At 70.2% G+C, this 18,027-nt stretch carries 22 protein-coding genes; 5 read left to right on the forward strand and 17 right to left on the reverse strand.

What is annotated here, in order from left to right:
• Nucleotides 1–174 precede the first annotated feature (174 nt).
• The gene (locus KV106_RS01930; RefSeq protein WP_261205863.1) at nucleotides 175–702 is read left to right on the forward strand and encodes a nucleoside 2-deoxyribosyltransferase; all 528 of its coding nucleotides are present in this window, start codon (nucleotides 175–177) and stop codon (nucleotides 700–702) included.
• A 1-nt stretch (nucleotide 703) separates the two neighbouring features.
• Here KV106_RS01930 and fliR read toward each other — a convergent pair whose 3' ends face one another.
• From fliR to fliF, 13 genes are all read right to left on the reverse strand, one after another.
• Entirely contained in the window at nucleotides 704–1,474 is a 771-nt protein-coding gene (gene fliR, locus KV106_RS01935; RefSeq protein ID WP_057591753.1) for a flagellar biosynthetic protein FliR, read from the reverse strand.
• A 19-nt stretch (nucleotides 1,475–1,493) separates the two neighbouring features.
• On the reverse strand, nucleotides 1,494–1,763 hold the full coding sequence (gene fliQ / locus KV106_RS01940) for a flagellar biosynthesis protein FliQ (RefSeq protein ID WP_057591754.1): 270 nt from the start codon (nucleotides 1,761–1,763) through the stop codon (nucleotides 1,494–1,496).
• Nucleotides 1,760–2,509 (reverse strand): flagellar type III secretion system pore protein FliP, encoded by a 750-nt coding sequence (gene fliP, locus KV106_RS01945; protein ID WP_057591755.1) that lies wholly within the window; start codon nucleotides 2,507–2,509, stop codon nucleotides 1,760–1,762. The genes fliQ and fliP overlap by 4 nt, the downstream gene beginning before the upstream one ends.
• Nucleotides 2,490–2,786, reverse strand: a complete 297-nt coding sequence (locus KV106_RS01950) for a FliO/MopB family protein (protein ID WP_057591756.1) — start codon at nucleotides 2,784–2,786, stop codon at nucleotides 2,490–2,492. The genes fliP and KV106_RS01950 overlap by 20 nt, the downstream gene beginning before the upstream one ends.
• A gap of 25 nt (nucleotides 2,787–2,811) precedes the next feature.
• Nucleotides 2,812–3,177, reverse strand: a complete 366-nt coding sequence (gene fliN / locus KV106_RS01955; RefSeq protein WP_057591757.1) for a flagellar motor switch protein FliN — start codon at nucleotides 3,175–3,177, stop codon at nucleotides 2,812–2,814.
• A complete protein-coding gene (gene fliM, locus KV106_RS01960; protein WP_261205864.1) occupies nucleotides 3,167–4,156 on the reverse strand; it encodes a flagellar motor switch protein FliM in 990 nt (329 codons plus the stop codon). The genes fliN and fliM overlap by 11 nt, the downstream gene beginning before the upstream one ends.
• Nucleotides 4,157–4,169: 13 nt before the next feature.
• A complete protein-coding gene (locus KV106_RS01965) occupies nucleotides 4,170–4,736 on the reverse strand; it encodes a flagellar basal body-associated FliL family protein (protein ID WP_057607213.1) in 567 nt (188 codons plus the stop codon).
• A 107-nt stretch (nucleotides 4,737–4,843) separates the two neighbouring features.
• A complete protein-coding gene (locus KV106_RS01970) occupies nucleotides 4,844–6,097 on the reverse strand; it encodes a flagellar hook-length control protein FliK (RefSeq protein WP_261205865.1) in 1,254 nt (417 codons plus the stop codon).
• On the reverse strand, nucleotides 6,094–6,543 hold the full coding sequence (locus KV106_RS01975) for a flagellar export protein FliJ (RefSeq protein ID WP_057591761.1): 450 nt from the start codon (nucleotides 6,541–6,543) through the stop codon (nucleotides 6,094–6,096). The genes KV106_RS01970 and KV106_RS01975 overlap by 4 nt, the downstream gene beginning before the upstream one ends.
• Complete coding sequence (gene fliI, locus KV106_RS01980) at nucleotides 6,540–7,946, reverse strand: flagellar protein export ATPase FliI (RefSeq protein WP_057591762.1); 1,407 nt, start codon at nucleotides 7,944–7,946, stop codon at nucleotides 6,540–6,542. Before fliI ends, KV106_RS01975 begins: the two co-directional genes overlap by 4 nt.
• Nucleotides 7,933–8,610 carry a FliH/SctL family protein gene (locus KV106_RS01985; RefSeq protein WP_057591763.1) on the reverse strand — a complete coding sequence of 226 codons (678 nt, stop codon included), beginning with the start codon at nucleotides 8,608–8,610 and terminating at the stop codon, nucleotides 7,933–7,935. The genes fliI and KV106_RS01985 overlap by 14 nt, the downstream gene beginning before the upstream one ends.
• 43 nt (nucleotides 8,611–8,653) lie before the next feature.
• A complete protein-coding gene (fliG, locus tag KV106_RS01990; protein WP_057591764.1) occupies nucleotides 8,654–9,646 on the reverse strand; it encodes a flagellar motor switch protein FliG in 993 nt (330 codons plus the stop codon).
• A gap of 15 nt (nucleotides 9,647–9,661) precedes the next feature.
• A complete protein-coding gene (gene fliF / locus KV106_RS01995; RefSeq protein WP_057598317.1) occupies nucleotides 9,662–11,398 on the reverse strand; it encodes a flagellar basal-body MS-ring/collar protein FliF in 1,737 nt (578 codons plus the stop codon).
• A gap of 160 nt (nucleotides 11,399–11,558) precedes the next feature.
• On the opposite strand from fliF, the gene fliE reads away from it, so the two are divergent.
• Entirely contained in the window at nucleotides 11,559–11,876 is a 318-nt protein-coding gene (fliE, locus tag KV106_RS02000) for a flagellar hook-basal body complex protein FliE (protein WP_093341675.1), read from the forward strand.
• 73 nt (nucleotides 11,877–11,949) lie between these two features.
• On the opposite strand, the gene KV106_RS02005 is transcribed toward fliE, so the two are convergent.
• From KV106_RS02005 to KV106_RS02020, 4 genes are all read right to left on the reverse strand, one after another.
• Entirely contained in the window at nucleotides 11,950–12,249 is a 300-nt protein-coding gene (locus KV106_RS02005; RefSeq protein ID WP_057591767.1) for a flagellar protein FliT, read from the reverse strand.
• 19 nt (nucleotides 12,250–12,268) lie between these two features.
• On the reverse strand, nucleotides 12,269–12,685 hold the full coding sequence (gene fliS / locus KV106_RS02010) for a flagellar export chaperone FliS (protein WP_261205867.1): 417 nt from the start codon (nucleotides 12,683–12,685) through the stop codon (nucleotides 12,269–12,271).
• Between the two features lie 80 nt (nucleotides 12,686–12,765).
• Entirely contained in the window at nucleotides 12,766–14,214 is a 1,449-nt protein-coding gene (gene fliD / locus KV106_RS02015; protein ID WP_057591769.1) for a flagellar filament capping protein FliD, read from the reverse strand.
• 127 nt (nucleotides 14,215–14,341) lie between these two features.
• Nucleotides 14,342–15,505: a flagellin gene (locus tag KV106_RS02020; RefSeq protein WP_057591770.1), complete on the reverse strand. Its 1,164-nt coding sequence runs from the start codon at nucleotides 15,503–15,505 to the stop codon at nucleotides 14,342–14,344.
• Nucleotides 15,506–16,128: 623 nt separating this feature from the next.
• Between KV106_RS02020 and flhD the strand changes: the two genes are divergently transcribed.
• The 3 genes from flhD (at nucleotide 16,129) to motA (ending at nucleotide 18,005) form a co-directional block, all read left to right on the forward strand.
• Nucleotides 16,129–16,461, forward strand: a complete 333-nt coding sequence (gene flhD, locus KV106_RS02025) for a flagellar transcriptional regulator FlhD (RefSeq protein ID WP_057591771.1) — start codon at nucleotides 16,129–16,131, stop codon at nucleotides 16,459–16,461.
• A 28-nt stretch (nucleotides 16,462–16,489) separates the two neighbouring features.
• Nucleotides 16,490–17,029 (forward strand): flagellar transcriptional regulator FlhC, encoded by a 540-nt coding sequence (gene flhC, locus KV106_RS02030; protein WP_057591772.1) that lies wholly within the window; start codon nucleotides 16,490–16,492, stop codon nucleotides 17,027–17,029.
• Nucleotides 17,030–17,147: 118 nt separating this feature from the next.
• On the forward strand, nucleotides 17,148–18,005 hold the full coding sequence (motA, locus tag KV106_RS02035) for a flagellar motor stator protein MotA (protein ID WP_057591773.1): 858 nt from the start codon (nucleotides 17,148–17,150) through the stop codon (nucleotides 18,003–18,005).
• Nucleotides 18,006–18,027 lie beyond the last annotated feature (22 nt).

Consider the following 18,027-nt stretch of genomic DNA (forward strand, 5'->3'; position numbering starts at 1 on the left):
CGGAGCGCACATTAAGGGCTCTCCCTGTGACCTGTACCTCTGATCCTCCCTCCTCCGCAGGTCACCTTCCAGCCCGCCTCGTGCGGGCTGTTTTTTTTGTGGCGCGACCCGATGCGAAATGCCAGGGCGCATCGCCCTACGCGCATGCGCGCCGCGTCGCCGCATACTCGGCGCATGAACGCAGCTTCCGACCGCGTGCGGCGCGTCTACCTCGCCGGCCCCGATGTCTTTCGCGCCGATGCCACCGAACGCCTGCAGCGCCTGGTCGAGGCCTGCGCGGCGCGCGGCTTCGAGGCGCTGCCGCCGGCCGAGGACGCGAGCGGCCCGGCCACGCCGCCGGCCGAGGTGGCGCAGGCGATCTACGACACCAACATGGCGCTCTTGCGCCGCGCCTCGGGCGTGATCGCGGACCTGTCGCCGTTCCGCGGCACCGAGCCCGATTCGGGCACGGTGTTCGAGGTCGGCGTGGCGATCGCGCTGGGCCTGCCGGTGGTGGGCTACGGCATTCCCGAGGGCAGCTACGCGGCACGCGTCGAAGCCGCGTTGCCCACGCGGCGCGATGCGAACGGCACGCTGCGCGACGCGAACGGCATGGCGGTCGAGGGCTTCGAGCTGCCGCTCAACCTGATGCTGGCCTGCTCGATCCGCATCGCGCGCACGGCCGAAGAAGCGCTCGAGCTGCTGCGCGAGCGGCTGGGCTGACTCAGCGCCCGCCCGCGGCGGTCGTGATCATGCGCTCCATCAGCGCGAGCAGCGGCTGCTCCATCATCGGCAGCACCAGCGCGATGCCGGCCAGGCCCGCGGTCAGCGTGACCGGGAAGCCGATGGCGTAGATGTTCATCTGCGGCGCCACGCGCGAGACGATGCCCAGCGTGAAGTTGACGAACAGCAGGAGCCCGATCATCGGCAGCGCGATCCACATCGCGCTCGCGAACAGGTCGGTGCCCAGCTCGTGCATGCGCGTGCGCGCCAGCGCCTGCAGCAGGCTGCCGCCGACCGGGAAGGCCTCGAAGCTGCGGATCACCGCCATCAGCACCGTGAGGTGGCCGTTGATCACCACGAAGAACAGCACCGCGATGTTGCCGAAGAAGCGCGACACGGCGCTGGTCTGGCCGCTGCTCACGGGGTCGAAGAAGGAGGCGAAGTTCAGCCCCATCTGCAGCCCGACCAGCTCGCCCGCGAACTCGACCGCCGCGAACACCATGCGCACCGAGAAGCCGATCGCCATGCCGATGCCCACCTGCTGCACCAGCGTGCCGAGCATCGCGGCATCGTTGAGGCCGATCATCGGCGGCGTGTCCAGCGTGGCCTGCGCGCACAGCGCGACCATGAAGGCCAGCCCGATGCGCGCGCGCACCGGAAAGGCACGCGAGGAGAAGACCGGTGCCGTGGTGAACACGCCCAGCACGCGCAGGAAGGGCCACAGCACGGGCGTGACCCAAGCCATGAGCTGGGCTTCGGTGAAGGTCAGCACGGCAACGGAAGAAGGCGCGCTACAGCACCATCTGCGGAATCGACTCGATCACGCGGCGGATGTAGTCGACCAGCGTGGCAAGCATCCACGGCCCGGCCAGCGCGAACACCGCCACGGCCGCCACCAGCTTGGGCACGAAGGCCAGCGTGGCCTCGTTGATCTGCGTGATGGCCTGGAAGATGCTCACCACCAGGCCCACGACCAGCACCACCAGCAGCACGGGCAGCGACACGGTCAGGAGCATGACCAGCGCCTCCTGCCCCATGGTCAGGACCATCTGCGCGTTCATGTGGCGAAGCTCGCGGCGAGCGAGCCGATCAGGAGGTTCCAGCCGTCCGCGAGCACGAACAGCATGAGCTTGAACGGCAGCGCGACCAGCACCGGCGACAGCATCATCATGCCGAGCGACATCAGCACGCTCGAGACCACGATGTCGATCACCAGGAACGGGATGAAGATCATGAAGCCGATCTGGAACGCCGACTTGAGCTCGCTGGTGGCGAAGGCCGGGATCAGCACGCGCATCGGCGCGGTCTCGGCCTTCACGTCGGCCGGCAGCTTGGCCAGCCGCGCGAACAGCGCGAAGTCGCTCTGGCGCGTCTGCTTGAGCATGAACTGGCGCATCGGCGTCTCGGCGCGCTTGAGCGCCTCCTCGAAGCCGATCGCATTGGTGCTGTAGGGCTTGTAGGCCTCGTCGTAGACGCGGTCCAGTGTGGGGCCCATCACGAACACCGTGAGGAACAGCGACAGGCCGATGATCACCTGGTTGGGCGGCGCCGATTGCGTGCCCAGCGCCTGGCGCAGCAGCGACAGCACGATCACGATGCGCGTGAAGCCGGTCATCATCAGCACGATGGCCGGCAGGAACGACAGCGCGGTGAAGAACAGCAAGGTCTGCACCGGCACCGAGAAGCTGGTGCCGCCGCTGCCCGAGCCCACCAGCAGCGGCAGCTGGCCGCCGGCCTCCTGCGCGAAGGCGAACGCGGGCGCGAGCAGCGCGACGGCCGCGAAGGCCTTAGCGCGGCAGTTGCGCATGCGGCACCTCGGAAGACGCGGCCGGCAGCGTGTGCAGGCAGGTGATCGACTGGCCGGTCACGCCCAGCACCAGCCAGGTCCGCGCGCCCTCGGGGCCGACCTCGACCGTCACCACGCGCTGCTGCGGCCCGACCGCCACCGCCGACAGCAGGCGCGAGGCGGAACCGCCCGCGCCGGCCGCACCGAGCCCGCGGCGCTGCTGCAGGCGGCGCAGCACGAAGGGCACGGCGCAGATCAGGCCGATGAAGACGACGATGGTGAGCAGGCTCTGCGTCATGGAGACAAACGGAGGGAAGGCCGCCTCAGACCCGGTTGAGCCGGCGCAGCCGCTCGGCCGGCGCGACCACGTCGGTCAGCCGGATGCCGAACTTGTTGTTGACCACCACCACCTCGCCCTGGGCGACCAGGTAGCCGTTGACCAGCACGTCCATCGGCTCGCTCGCGAGCGTGTCGAGCTCCACGATCGAGCCCTGGCCCAGCTGCAGGATCTGCTTGATCGGCACCTTCTTGCGGCCCAGCTCCACCGAGAGCTGCACCGGGATGTCGAGCACGCGCTGGATGTCCTGCAGCGGTGCCGCGCCCGCAGCGGCGGCGCCCGCGGGCACTTCCTCGAGCGCCTCGGCCCAGCCGCCGGCGGCGTTGTCGGGGGTGGCTTGATCAGTGGACATGTGAACCTCCAAGCCAGTGCGGGTCGTCGCCGCGCAGGCATTCGTCGATGCGCAAGGCGTAGCGCGCGTTGTGGGTGCCGTAGTGGCAGATGAAGACGGGGGCGCCCTCGACCGAGGCCACCAGCTGCGGCAGGCGGTCGAACTGGATGAAGTCGCCGGGCTTCATGCTCATGAGCTGCGCCACCGTGACCTCGGGATGGGCCAGCTCGGCCACCAGCGTGACCTCGGCGGCCTGGATCTCGCGCGTGAGCATGGTCACCCAGCGCCGGTCCTCGGCCATCTCGCGCGCCTGCTGCGCGCCGTAGAGCACCGAGCGGATCGGCTCCAGCGAGGCGTAAGGCAGGCAGACGTGGATGTGGCCCGTGACGCCCGCCACGCTGACCTTGATCAGGTTGACCAGCACCGTGTCGCCGGGCGCGGCCACGTCGACGAACTGCACGTGCGTCTCGGAGCGGTCGGGCACCAGCTTGAGCGGATACACGTCCTGCCAGGCGGTGTTGTAGGCCTGGCAGATCGCGCCGAGCGCGCGCTGGATCACGCGTTGCTCGGTCGGCGAGAAGTCGCGGCCCTCGATCGGCGCATGCACCGTGCCCGAGCCGCCGTACAGCGCATCGACCAGCGCCGAGATCAGCGTGGACTCGCAGACCACCAGCGCGCGGCCGCGCAGCGGCGGCATCGCCACGATGTTGAAGTTGGACGGCAGCGGCAAGGCACCGAGGAAATCGGAGAAGCGCAGCAGCTGCACCGGCTCGATGGCGATGTCGGCGCTGCGGCTCACGAGCTGGAACAGGCCCTGGCGCAGGTTGCGCGCGAAGCGGTCGTGCACCACGTCGAGCGTGGGCATGGGACGGCGCACCAGCCGCTCCTCGCCGGCCGTGATGTCGTAGTCGCGCGCGGCCGCGTCGGCCATGCGCTCGGCGGTGTCGGCGGGGGCCGCCGCCTCGGGCGCGGCCTCGGTGTCCTGTTCGCTGCTGCTCATGGGCGCGTCGGGCTCACTGCACGATGAAGCTGGAGAACAGCACGCCGCGCACCGGGCCGTTCGCGCGCGGCTTCCTGCGGCGCGGCGCCTCGTCGTCGTCGCCGCGTGCCGACTCGGGGTTGAGCACGCGCGTCACCTCGAGCATCACGTCCTCGGCCAGCTTCTCCTTGCCGTCGCGCTTGAGCAGTTCCTCGGAGGTGCGCTGCGACACCAGCATCAGCATCTTGCTGCGCACCACGGGCATCAGCGTCTTCAGGCGCGCGGCGGTCTTCTCGTCCTTCACGTCGAGCGTCATGCCGATCTGCGCCACGCGCTCGCCGCCCGGGTCGGCCAGGTTCACGATCAGGTTCTCGAGCGCCAGGTAGGTGGCATCGGCATGCTTGGCCTCGGGCTCGGGTTCCGCATCGGCGGCGGCGGCCGGTGCCGCGGCGCCGTTCTTGTTGAGGAAGAACCAGGTGCCGCCCGCGGCGGCGCCGCCGGCCAGCAGCACGGCGACGACGATGCCGAGCATGAGCTTCATCCTGCCCTTGGGCGGCGGCGCGGCATTGGCCATGGCGGGGTCGGCGGCTTTGGCGGACACGGTGGATTTCCTTGGGGGCACGGACGGCGGCCATCGCCATCCTCGTGCGGTCGATTATTCGATCGCGAGGGCCGCGGGAAGGGGCGGAAAAAAGGGGGGAAAACCGCTCAGACGTACAGATCGAGCGCACGCCCCGCCGGCAGCGGCGCACGCACGACCGCTGGCGCGGGCGCCGAGGCGGAGGCCGCACCGAGCCGCGCGACCCCGCGCACCACGCCACGCGCATCGGGCCGCCCTTCGCCCTCGCCGCGCTGCTGCGTGCCCGCGGACTGCGCATCCACGGTCACGCCCGACAGCAGCAGCCCCTCCTGCCCGAACAGGTCCTTGAGCTGCGCCGCGGCCTGGCCCAGCATCTGGCGCACCTCGGGCTGGTCGCTGCGGAACGCGATCTGCGCCTCGTTGCCCTGCACCTGCACGCTGAACGACACGGTCTGGCCCGGCGCGAGCTCGAGCGAGACATCGGCGCCCTGCGACTTCTGCGCCAGCCACCAGCTGACCTGCTCGGTCATGCGGTCGGCGAGCATGGCGCCGCCGGCCGAGGCGGCGGCGGAGGCCGCATCGACGGGCGCCATCCAGGCCGACGGTGCCGGGGCGGAGGAGGACGTGCCCGCCGTCGCGCTGCCGGGATCGGCGAGCGTGCCGGTGGAGCTGCCGCGCTCGGTGCTTTTCTCGGCGCGGCGCGGCGCGGCCACGGTGGCGACGGTTTCCGTCACCGCGGCCTGGATCGTTCGCGCCTGCGCGGACAACGAGGCGGCGGCGAGTTCCTCCTTCGGCGGCAGGGGCTGCGACGGCGCGGTGCGTGGCGGCGCGGCCGCGGCATCGGCCGCCGCCAGGTTCGCCAGGCGCTGCGCCGTGCCGCGCACGGTCGCCGTTGCATTCGGCTTGGCGGCGGGCGCGGCGAGCACATCGGCAGCGGCGTCCTGCGTGGTGCCAGGCGTCGTCGGCAACGCGGGCGTTCCCTTGGCGGGCTTCGGCCCCGCTCCGGCGCCGTCCACGGCATCGACAGCGGCCTCGGCCGTGGCGACGTGCACGTCCCCCGCCTTGCCCTCGCGGCTCACGAAGGCGCCCTGCGCCAGCAGCATCCAGGGCTCGACGGCCGGCTGCGTGGTTGCGGGCACGGGTGCGCCGGCAAGCACCTCGTCGGCCTTCTCGTCCTCTTTCGCCGTACCCGCGGCGGCTGTCTTCGCGGGCCTCGAAGCGCCCTCCTCGCCGGCCGCTTCCGCCGCCTCCGAGGCCTGTGATTCATTCGCGCCCTCGAGCGCCCGGTCGAAGGCATCGGCCGCGCCGCCTGGCCCGCGCGCTGCCGGCGCACGCGCGGGCAGCAAGGGATCGACGCTCGTGCGCGCGACTTCGACGCTCATCGCCATTCCTCCGACCGTTCGCCGTGCCGCCGATGCTGCAAGGCCGCCTGCTCGTCCGTCTGCTTCTGCGCGCGCCGATCGGCCTGCAGCTGGAGCTCGCGTTCGCGCGCCTGCACGAGTTGGCGCAGGCTCTCGAGCCGCGCCTCGGCCTCGCGCACCGGCACGGCCGCGCGCTCCACGCCCTGGCCGAGCTCGCGCACGATGCCGGTCTGCAGCGCGATCGCGTGATCGAGCCGCTCCATGAACTGGTAGTGGTGCCGCATCAGCTCGGGCGTGCAGTTGAGCGAGCGCGTGGCCCAGCGCGCGGTGCATTCCTGCGCGTAGCTCTCGAGCTGGTCGAGCTGCACCTGGCCCGCGAGCCACTTCTGGCGCGCCTGCGCGAGCACCTGTACCGCGGCGTCACGCCGGTCGCGCGCCATGTCGGCGGCTATCTCTAGGCCGCTCATGGCTGCCGTCCCTCGAGCACGTCGGCCATGCCGCCGAGGCTGACATCGAAGGGCGCGCTCTCGTGCATGCGCTGCTGCAGGAACGCGGTCATCGCGGGCTGCAGCCGGATGGCCTGATCAAGCGCCGGGTCGCTGCCCGCGGCATAGGCGCCCACGCGCACCAGGTCGCGGCTCTTGCGGTAGCGCGAATAGATGGCGCGGAAGTGGCGCGCGCATTCGAGGTGGCCGGCCGAGGCCACGTTGTGCATCACGCGCGAGGCCGACTGCTCGATGTCGATGGCCGGGAAATGCGCCTCCTCGGCCAGCGCGCGCGACAGCACGATGTGGCCGTCGAGGATGGCGCGCGCGGCGTCGGCGATCGGGTCCTGCTGGTCGTCGCCCTCCGACAGCACGGTGTAGAAGGCGGTGATCGAGCCCACGCCGTTGAGACCGTTGCCGCTGCGCTCCACCAGCCGCGGCAGCTTGGCGAAGCACGAGGGCGGATAGCCCTTGGTGGCCGGCGCCTCGCCGATCGCCAGCGCGATCTCGCGCTGCGCCATCGCATAGCGCGTGAGCGAGTCCATCAGCAGCAGCACGTGCAGCCCCTGGTCGCGGAAATGCTCGGCCACAGCGGTGGCATAGCTCGCGCCCTGCATGCGCAAGAGCGGCGGCGAATCGGCCGGCGCGGCCACCACCACCGAGCGCGCGCGGCCCTCGGGGCCGAGGATGTCCTCGATGAATTCCTTCACCTCGCGGCCGCGCTCGCCGATCAGGCCGACCACGATCACGTCGGCGGCGGTGTAGCGCGCCATCATCCCGAGCAGCACGCTCTTGCCCACGCCCGAGCCGGCGAACAGGCCGATGCGCTGGCCACGGCCGACGGTCAGCAAGGCATTGATCGCGCGCACGCCGGTATCGAGCGGCTCGCGCACCGGGTCGCGGTCCATCGCGTTGATCGGCGCGCGTTCCAGCGGCTCGGCGCTGACCTCCGTCAGCGGGCCCAGGTCGTCGAGCACATGGCCCTGCGGGTCGACCACGCGGCCCAGCAGGCCATCGCCCAGCGGCAGGCGCAGCGCGCCCACGCGCGGCGCGATGCCGGGATCGGCCTCGCCGAGCCGCGGCACCGGCACATAGGGGGCGGCGGGCACCACGCTGGCGCCGCTCGACAGGCCCTGCACCTCGCCGGCCGGCATCAGGAAGGCGCGGTCGTTCGAGAAACCCACCACCTCGGCCAGCACCGCGGGCTGGCTGCCCATGCGCACCAGGCACTGCGAGCCCACGGGCGCGCGGATGCCCGAGGCCTCGAGCACCAGGCCGGTGAGCCGGGTCAGCGTGCCGCGCGCCTCGAGGCCGGCGTCGTGCGCCAGCCGCGCCTGCGCGTCGGCCATGAACTGACGCCAGTCGAGCGGGTCAGCCAGCCGCATCCGGGTCCTTCGGCGCCGCGTCGTCCTGCCACGGCATCGCCAGGCCCAGCGCCGCGACCGCGCGCGACCAGCGCGTGGCCACGCCGCCATCGATGACGGTGCCAGCCGATTCGACCAGGCAGTCGCCGGGCGCGATGCCCGCGTCGGCCACCACGCTCACGGGCTGGCCCTCGAACTCGGCGCGCAGGGCAACGCCCAGCCTCTCGAAATCGGTGGGTGACAGCCGCACGGCGCTGGCCTTGCCATCGACCGCGAGCATCGCGAGCGCCTCGCGCACCACGGGCTCGAGCACGGCCGGCCGCGTCGCGATCTCCTGGCGCAGCACCTGGCGCGCGAGCGCGCAGGCGATCTCGAGCGTGCCGCGCGCGAGCTCCTGCTGCACCTCGGCCAGTTGCGCCTCGGCGCTTGCGAGCAAGGCGGCCACGCGCTGCGCGGCCTCCAGGCCCTCGTTGGCCTGGTAGGCCTCCATCTGTTCGCGCGCCTCGGCCTGCGCGGCGGCGCGGCCGGCCGCATAGCCTTCGTCGCGGCCCTGCTGGCGCGCCTCCTCGATCGCCTCGGGATCGACCACGCCGCCGAGCACGTTGCCCTCGGCACCGACGGCGGCGAACTGCCAGCGCGCGAAGCGCGCGACGTCCTCGCCGCGGATGAAGGCACCGCGGCTCACGCCCGGACCTCCGTCGTTTCAGCAAGCGTCATGCGCGCGCCCATCAGACGAACCCGCCATCGCCGCCGCCCAGCATGATCTGGCCTTCGTCGGCGAGCCGGCGCAGCGCCTTGAGGATTTCCTTCTGCTGCGCCTCGACCTCCGACAGCCGCAGCGGCCCGCGCGCCTCGAGGTCCTCGCGCAGCGCCTCGGCCGCGCGCGAGGACATGTTCGAGAGGAACTTGTCGCGCAGCGGCGGCGCCGCGCCCTTGAGCGCGACGATCAGCGTCTCGGACGCGATCTCCTTCATCACCAGCTGCAGCGACTTGTCGTCGAGCTTCATCACGTCGTCGAAGACGAAGGTCAGGTCGGCGATCTGCTGCGCCAGCTCGGCATCGTGGTTGCGGATCGCCGCGATGGCCTGCGCATCGGCGCCGCTGCCCAGCAGGTTGATCATGCCGGCGGCCGTGCGCGGGCCGCCCAGCGAAGGCTTGCGCACCTTGGCACCGCCCGAGAGCACGCGGAACATCACCTCGTTGAGGTCTTCGAGCGCGGCCGGCTGGATGCCCTCGAGCGTGGCGACGCGCAGCAGCACCTCGGCGCGCTGCAGGTCGGGCAGCTGCAGCAGGATCGCCGAGGCGTGCTCGGGCTCCAGGTGCACCAGGATCGCGGCCACGATCTGCGGATGCTCGAGCTTGAGCACCTCGGCCACCGAGGGCGCGTCCATCCACTTGAGGTTCTCGATGCCGCTGAGGTCGGCGGTCTGCAGGATGCGGTCGACCAGGATCGAGGCCTTCTCCTCGCCGAGCGCGTGGCGCATCACCGAGCGCACGTAGTCGCCCGTGTCGGCCGCGAACAGGCTCTGGCCCGCGGTGGCGGTGATGAAGCGGTCGGCCACCTCGCCGAGGCGCTCGCGCGACACCGCGCGGGTCTTGGCGATGGTCTCGCCGATCTTCTGCACCTCGCGCGGCGACAGGTGCCGCAGCACCTCGCCGGCTTCCTGTTCGCCGAGCGACATCAGCAGGATCGCCGCGTCGTTGAGTCCCTGTTCGTCCATCTGTCTGGTTTCCGCTCAGCCGTGGACCCAGGTCTTGACGATGTTCGCCACCGCCACCGGGTTCTGCCGCGCCATCTGGCGCGCGCCCTCCAGGCGCATCTGCTCGGGCACCTGTTCCTGCGGCGAGGGCACGGCCACCGCCTCGGGCGCGCCGAGCGCGGGCCGCTCGGGCGTGTCGGCCACCATCGCGTTGAGCTGGCTGCCGGTGGCGGGACCGCCGAGCGCCGGCGTGATGCTGCCGGGCAGCGGCTTGGCCGCGGCCATGGCCTTGAGGCCGGGGCGCACCATGCCCAGGAGCACGATCGCGCCGATCAGCACCAGCCCCACGGGCCAGGCGAAGCTGCGCGCCAGCTCGAGCGTTTCGGGGCGCTTCCACAGCGGCAGTTCGACCTGCACCGGCGCGTCGACCAGGAACGGCGTGTTCATCAGGTTCACCGAGTCGCCGCGTTCCTTGTTGAAGCCGATGCTCTCGCGCACCAGCGCCGTCATCTGCTCGACCTGCTGCGCCGACAGCGCGGTCGGCACCACCTTGCCCGCGGCATCGGCCACGCCCTGGTAGTTGACGACCACCGCCGCGCTGAGCCGGCGGATCTGGCCGGTGGCGCTGCGCACGGTCTTCACGGTCTTGTCGACCTCGTAGTTGATGGTGGACTCGCGCTTGCCCGGCGGGCGCTGCGCCGCGGCTCCCGCGGCCGCCGCACCGGCCGGCGCGAGCGCCGCGGCCGGGCCGTTGACCGGCGCCGACGAGGCACCGGGCGGCTGGTTCGAGGTCGCGCCCGGCACGCCCGCGGGCGGCGTGGCGCCGGCGCCGGTGGTCTCCACCGTCTGCTGGCTGCGCACGGCGCCGGCCTCGGCCGCCTGGTTCGGGCGGTGCTCCTCCATGGTCGCCTCGCTCTGCGAGAAGTCCACGTCGGCCGTGACCTGCGCCTTCACGTTCTGGCGCCCCACCACCGGCTCGAGGATGTCGAGGATGCGGCGCATGTACTGCTGCTCGATCTGCTGCACGTACTGCAGCTGCTGGCCCTCGCCGGCGCCCGCGCCGCCGGTGGCGCCGTCGCCGGTCTGCGACAGCAGCTTGCCGCTGTCGTCGACCACGCTCACGGCCGAGGGCGCGAGCTCGGGCACGCTGGAAGCCACCAGGTGCACGATGCCCGCGATCTGGCTGCGCTCGAGCGTGCGGCCCGGATGCAGCGTCAGCAACACCGAGGCCGAGGGCTTCTGCTGCTCGCGGAAGAAGCCGTTCTGGTTCGGCAGCGCCAGGTGCACGCGCGCGCTCTGCACCGAGGCCAGGCCCTGGATCGAGCGCGTGAGCTCGCCCTCGAGGCCGCGCTGGAAGCTCAGCTTCTCCTGGAACTGGGTCATGCCGAAGCGGTTGTTCTCCATCAGCTCGAAGCCGGCCACCGAGCCCTTGGGCAGGCCCAGCGAGGCCAGGCGCAGGCGCACGTCGTGCACCTTGTCGGCCGGCACCATCACGGCGCCGCCGCCCTCGGTGTACTTGTAGGGCACGTTCATCTGGGCGAGCTGGGCGACGATCGCGCCGCCGTCCTTGTCGCCGAGGTTGGCGTAGAGCACGCGCCAGTCGGCCTGGCGGCCCATCACGATGGCGGCCACGGCCAGCGCCACCAGCAGCGCGGCGCCGATCGCCAGCCGCAGGCGCTGGCGCCGGTCGAGCGACGCGAGGCGGCCCTGCCAGGCCGGGGCGGCAAGGGACGCGGACTGGGCGGCGGGAAGTTCGGCGACGGCGGTGGACATGGGCTCGGCGGTGCGGGTCGGTTCGCACGGCGCGGAAGGCGCTTCGTGCTCGCTGCGATTATTCGGGCCGCCCCCGTCCCACATAAGCCCGATAAAGGGCTGCTTTCCTGCCCATTTCCCCGCGATCGCGAACGGCCGAGCGCCCGTAGCATCGGTGCCCATGGACCTCCGACTCGCACCGCTGACTTCGCCCACCCCGGCGCAGGCCTTCGCGCGCACGGCGCGCACCGCGCCCTCGGCCGCCGAGGGCAGCGGCGGCGGCTTCGCCGGCGCGCTCTCGGGCGCGCTGCAGTCGGTGAGCGCCGCCCAGAACCAGGCCGGCGCGCTGCAGCGCGAGGTTCAGCTCGAGAACCCGAACGTCAGCCTGGAGCAGACCATGGTCGCGATCCAGAAGGCGCAGATCGGCTTCCAGGCCACGATGCACGTGCGCAACCGCATGGTGCAGGCCTACAGCGACATCATGAACATGCAGGTGTGAGGCGACGGGCGCCCTGCCCGCCTGTCTTGCCGGACCGTGCCGCCGCCTTGCCGGCGGTGTCGGACCTTCCTCTTCAGTGGATCAGCTGCAGCCGCGAATCGAACAGGTGGTCGAGGTCGGCGATCCACGGCTCGGCCAGCAGCCGGATCTCGGCGTCGTTGCGCAGGATGCGCTGCATCACGCGGGTCTTCTCGGCGCGGTCGGTGCGCGGCAGCTCGAGCGAGGTGGCCTTGAAGCGCAGCTGCTCGATCAGCACGGCGCAGGCGCCTTCGCAGCGCACCACGCCTTCCCAGTCTTCCATGCGGGCGGCCTCGAGCATCTGCTTGCTCGCGGCTTCGATCGCTTTGTAGTAGTCGAGCAGTCGCTCTTGCATGAAGGACTCCAAGGACGCCTCAGGCGGCCTGCGCGGGCTGGGACGGCCCGATCTGTTTCCAGCTCTGTGCGACCGGTGCGATCAGCGAGGCCACTTCCGCCAGGGCCGCCCCGTCGTTGCGGAGGTTGGCGACCGTCAGGCGGTTGATGCAATAGTCGTACAACGCGCGGAGTGTAACCGCGAGTTCTCCACCCCGGGCCTCGTCGAGCCCACCCTTGAGGCCCTCCTCGAGGAATCGCACCGCGCGCATGATCTGCTGGCCCTTGGCCGCGACGTCGCCGCGCGCCAGCGCGCCGCTGGCGGCATGGATGGCCTGCAGCAGGCCGTCGAACAGCAGCTCGATGAGCCGGTGCGGAGAGGTCGAGGCGTCCACGCCCGATTCGGCGCCCACTCTGGAGTAGGCCTGGGCGGCGCGGGCTGCGGGCGAGGTGTACATGGTGCGGCTTCCTGTTCCGGTGTCTATGCCTTCTTTATCGGCATTCCGGCGCGGAAGTTGAGGCCCGCGGGCCCGGCGCTTCAGCTGGTGGACTTGTTCCACTGCGCCACCTGCTGGGTGATGTAGGTGTTGAGCGCGGTCAGCGAGGCCATCTTGGTGTCCAGCGCCGTGTACTGGGCGCGCAGCCGCTTCTCGGTCAGGGTCAGCCGGTCGCTGAGGTTGTCCTGGCTCTTGTCGTTGTCCTTGCGCTGGGCCTTGAGCGACTGGGTGCGGGTGTCGAGCGTGCCGTCGGTGGCGATCGCGGCCTGGGTGAAGGCCGACAGCCGCGTGGCGAAGCCGGTGGCGCTGGAGTCCAGGGTGTTCTGCGGCGCGGCGAAGAACTGCTGCACGGCGGCCGGGTTCTTCAGTGCCGTGTCGAGCTTGGCGGTGTCGAGCGCGAGGTTGCCGGCGCCGTCCTTGGCGACCGTGATGCCGAGGTCGCTCAGGCGCTGGATCGCGCCGCCGCCCGAAGGCGCGCCGACCAGGCTGCGCAGCGCGTTCTGCAGGCTCACGGCGGTGGAATCGCCCTGCAGCAGCGCCGCGGTCTTGCTCGCCGCGTCGTAGGCGGTGGCCGAGTTCAGCGTCTGGTTCATCGTGTTGTAGGCCGTCACGAAGGCCTGGATCGTGCCGCGCAGGCCCGAGGTGTCGGTGGCCACGGCGACCTCGACCGGCGAAGTCGTCACCTGCGACAGCGTGAGGCTCACGCCGGGCACGGTGTCGGCCAGCACGTTGGTGGCCGAGCGGATCGTCACGCCGTTGATGGTGGCCTCGGCATTGCGCGCGTACTGCACCGGGTTGGCGCCCATGCCCTGCCCGGTGCCGTCGAAGGCCAGCAGGCCGAGATCGGCGCCGTCGCCCGAGCCCAGCGGCGTGGCCGTGACGCGGAAGCCCGCGGCCTCGCCGGTGCTGCTGGAGCGCAGCATCAGCCGCTCGCCCGAGAGGTCCTTGAGCACGGTGGCGCTCACGCCCGCGCCGGCCCCGTTGATCTTGGCCGCGATGGCCGAGAGGCTGTCGCCCTCGTTCACGCTGATGTCGATGGCCGGCTTGTCGCCGGCCGCGAAGTTCGGGCCGCCCGCGTCGGTGTCGTTCCAGTCGCCGAGCTGGATGCTCAGGGTGCCGAGCCCGAAGCCGGTGCCCGTGGCCACCGCGTTCGAGGACACGGCCTGCGCGCGCGCGAGCTGCGATACCTGCATGGTGAAGCTGCTGGCCACGGCGTCGCCGGCATTGGTGACGCTGGCGCTCAGCGCGGTCGCGTTCGAGCTCGAGGCGGTCTTGGCGTTCCAGGTCGCGGCGGCCGCCAGCTTGGTGGCCGCGTCGGACAGCGCCGAGAGCTGCGACTTGAGCGTGCCGAAGGCCGAGATCTTGCTGTCGAGCGTGCTCGCCGTGGTCTGCAGCGCGGTCAGCGGCTTCTTCTCGATCGCCATCAGCTGCGTGATGATGGATTCGACGTCGAGCTGGCTGCCGATGCCCGTCGATGTGATGCTGGCCATGTCTTTTCTCCGATGCTGGAATCGCTTGCCGCCCACGGAAAAAACGCGGGGCGGCGAACGGAATTGTCCGTTCGCCGCCCCGCGATGAAGCGTGCAGGAGGCCGGCCTTCGGCCCCCTGTTCCTGCCTTAGCCGCGCAGCAGCGACAGCACCGTCTGCGGCAGCTGGTTGGCCTGCGCCACCATCGCCGTGCCGGCCTGCTGCAGCACCTGGGCGCGCGACAGGTTGGCGGTTTCGGCCGCGAAGTCGGCGTCCTGGATGCGGCTGCGCGAAGCGGTCAGGTTCTCGGCCGAGGTCGAGAGGTTCGAGACCACCGATTCGAAGCGGTTCTGGATCGCGCCGAGGTCGGCGCGCGAGGAGTTCACGGCCTTCAGCGCGGCGTCCATCGCGAGGATCGCGTTGTCGGCGCCGTCCACCGTGTCCACCGTCAGGCCGGAGAAGCCGGTCTGCGCGCTGCCCGCGGCGGTGACGGTCGCGGCCGTCTGGCCGGCGGTCAGGCCGGTGTTGGTCAGCGTGCCGCCGACCGTGATGGCCGTGCTGCCGCTCGAGGTCAGCGTGATGGCGCCGCTGGCGGCGGCCGTCGCGACCACGCCGGTCTCGCTCGACTTCTTGTTGATGGCGGCCGCCACGTTGGCGCCCTGCGTCGCCGCGTCGGTGCCGGCATTGACCGCGCCGATGCCCACGCCGTTGATCGTGAAGGCGTTGGCGGTGATGCCGCCGAAGCCCGCGGGCGCCGCGCCGGTCACCGTGGCCGAGTAGGTGTCCACGCTGGTCCAGCTGCCCAGCGAGTTGATGCTGGCGTTGGCGATCGAGTCGATCGAGATGGTCTCGCCCTGGTTGGCGCCGACCTGGAACGACTGGGCGCTGAAGCTGCCGTCGAGCAGCTTGGTGCCGTTGAACGAGGTCTGCTTGGCGACGCGGTCGATTTCGCTCTTGAGCTGCGTGACTTCCTTCTGCAGCGAGGCGCGGTCCTCGGTCGAGTTGGTGGCGTTGCGCGACTGCACGGCCAGTTCGCGGATGCGCTGCAGGTTGTTGCCGATGGTGCTCAGCGCGCCTTCGGCCGTCTGCGCCAGCGAGATGCCGTCGTTGGCATTGCGGCCGGCTTGCGTCAGGCCGCGGATCTGGGCCGTCATGCGCTCGGAGATCGCGAGGCCGGCGGCGTCGTCCTTGGCGCTGTTGATGCGCAGGCCCGAGGACAGGCGCTGCATCGAGGTCGCCAGCGAGGATTGGCTGCCCGAGAGGTTGCGCTGCGCGGTGAGCGAACTGATGTTGGTGTTGATGATCGAGGCCATGAGAGCTCCTTCAAACTGATAAGTCGGGCATCGCTGCCAAAGTCGCGCCAGCGAAGCGCTGGCTGCCTGACGAACCCTGGTGCAAGGCCCGTTGCACTGGTTTTCGGTGGGTCCCCGCCGGCTCTTTAGCGATTTATTTTTGCGAGCGCACCCTCAAGATTTCCGAGCGGATGCAGACGGGTGCCACAGCGATTGCGCTGCCGGAGCCACCATGTTCCGCGTGTTACCCCCACGGAAACACGTAGCTTCCCCACCACGCAAGACAACTTCGCCCCCACGGGATTTCGTGGTCTGTGCACCACGGGCGGTCACACTCGTTAACAGCTTGTAAAGCGCGCGAGGAAAGCCATGAATGTCTTGATATCGATAGATTTATCTATCCCTGTCGAAATAAGTCTTTCGCCATGCGTGCCTTAGTATTCGTTTTGGTCGACAACGTCACAGTTTTGGGGCGCTGCGGTTGCAAGCACTTACCATCGGACAACGTCAGGCCAAAGTTTTTTTGTAGGAATCCACCTACTGCTGTACATTTTTAACAAATGTTTACTGAAGCTGACATTTGTGATTAAACTGAAAGTACACGGTCGCCAAGGGCACTTTTGCCCGCCTAGGAGGAGGCACTCATGACCAATGAACAGCTGCTCGCCGAGATCAAGGAAGCCAACCTCACCTACCTGATGCTGGCGCAGAGCCTCATCCGGGAAGACAAGGCACAGGCCCTGTTCCGGCTCGGCATTTCCGAGGAATCCGCGGACCTCATCGACACGCTGTCGCCGGCGCAGATCATGAAGCTGGCCTCCAGCAACATGCTGCTGTGCCGCTTCCGCGCCACCGACGACATGGTCTGGGGACTGCTCACCAACCACAACGTGCGCACCCGCACGGCCAACGACGAGACGCTGAAGCTGCACGCCAACATCGTCATGTCGAGCCGGTTCGCGGAAACCTCGTACTGAGGCGCCGCGTTCCGCGAGCTGACAAGGCATGGCCAATCCGAAGAGCGTGCTGGGCGAGTCCCGGCAGATCGAGCGCGCGGTCCATCTGATCGAGATGGGCGCCCGCCTGCAGGTGCTGGAGAGCGAGACCGAGCTGTCGTACGAACGGCTGCTGCGCCTCTACAAGGAAGTGGCGGGCAAGTCGCCGTCGAAGGGCCAGCTGCCCTTCTCGACCGACTGGTTCCTCACCTGGCAGCCGAACATCCACGCCTCGCTGTTCCACAACATCTACACCTACCTCCACAAGACCAGCGAGCTCGAGCCGGTCGACGCGCTGATCAAGGCCTACGGCCTGTACACCGAGCAGACCGGCGCCTGCGGCCTGGAGCCGCAGCTGTCGATCACGCGCGCCTGGCGGCTGGTGCGCTTCATGGAGAACCAGATGCTCGCCATGACGCCCTGCTCGCGCTGCGGCGGCCATTTCGTGACCGAGCCCTACGAGAACGCGCAGCACTTCGTCTGCGGCCTGTGCGAACCGCCGGCGCGCGCCGGCAAGGGTTCGGGCGCGGGCGGCATCCAGCTGCAGTGACGAACGCCGAGGCCGCCGCGGCAAACAGAAGATAAGGGCCCCCGCAGGGCCCTTTTTTCATGGAATGCGCGGGGCGTCTCCGAGGCCCAATAGGGGTTCCAGGAACTCGTCTCGCCCCATGTCCGTCATCCTCGGTTACCTCGTCGCGCTGGGCTGCATCTTCGGCGGCTACATCATCCATGGCGGCAACATCGGCGTGGTGCTGCACGCGCTGCCGATCGAGCTGATGGTGATCGGCGGCGGCGCGCTCGGCGCCTTCGTGGTGAACAACCAGCGCAAGGTGCTGATGGCCACGCTGAAGGCGCTGCCGACCGCGCTCAAGGGCTCCAAGTACACCAAGGCGCGCTACCTCGAGCTGATGGCGCTGCTCTACGACATCCTGCAGAAGGCGCGCAAGGAAGGCCTGATGTCGATCGAGAAGGACATCGAGGCGCCGCAGGATTCGCCGCTGTTCCAGAAGCACCCGAACGTGGCGAAGGACCACCACGTGGTCGAGTTCACCACCGACTACCTGCGCATGATGGCCTCGGGCAACCTCAACAGCCACGAGATCGAGTCGCTGATGGACAGCGAGATCGAGACCCACCACCAGGAATCGCATGCGCCCGTGGCCGCCATCGCGCGGCTGGCCGGCGGCCTGCCGGCCTTCGGCATCGTGGCCGCGGTGCTCGGCGTGGTGAACACCATGGGCTCGGTCGGCCAGCCGCCGGCGGTGCTCGGCGCCATGATCGGCTCGGCGCTGGTCGGCACCTTCCTGGGCATCCTGCTGGCCTACGCCATCGTCGAGCCGCTGGGCGGCCTGCTCGAGCAGAAGGCCGAGGAAGGCACCAAGGAACTGCAGTGCATCAAGACCACCCTGCTGGCGAGCATGCAGGGCTACAACCCCACGACCGCGATCGAGTTCGGCCGCAAGGTGCTGTTCTCGACCGACCGGCCGAGCTTCACCGAGCTCGAGACCCACGTGAAGAAGAAGTAGAGCGCCCAGCGCAAGAGGCAAC

This window comes from Variovorax endophyticus, assembly GCF_025376855.1.
GTDB lineage: Bacteria > Pseudomonadota > Gammaproteobacteria > Burkholderiales > Burkholderiaceae_C > Variovorax.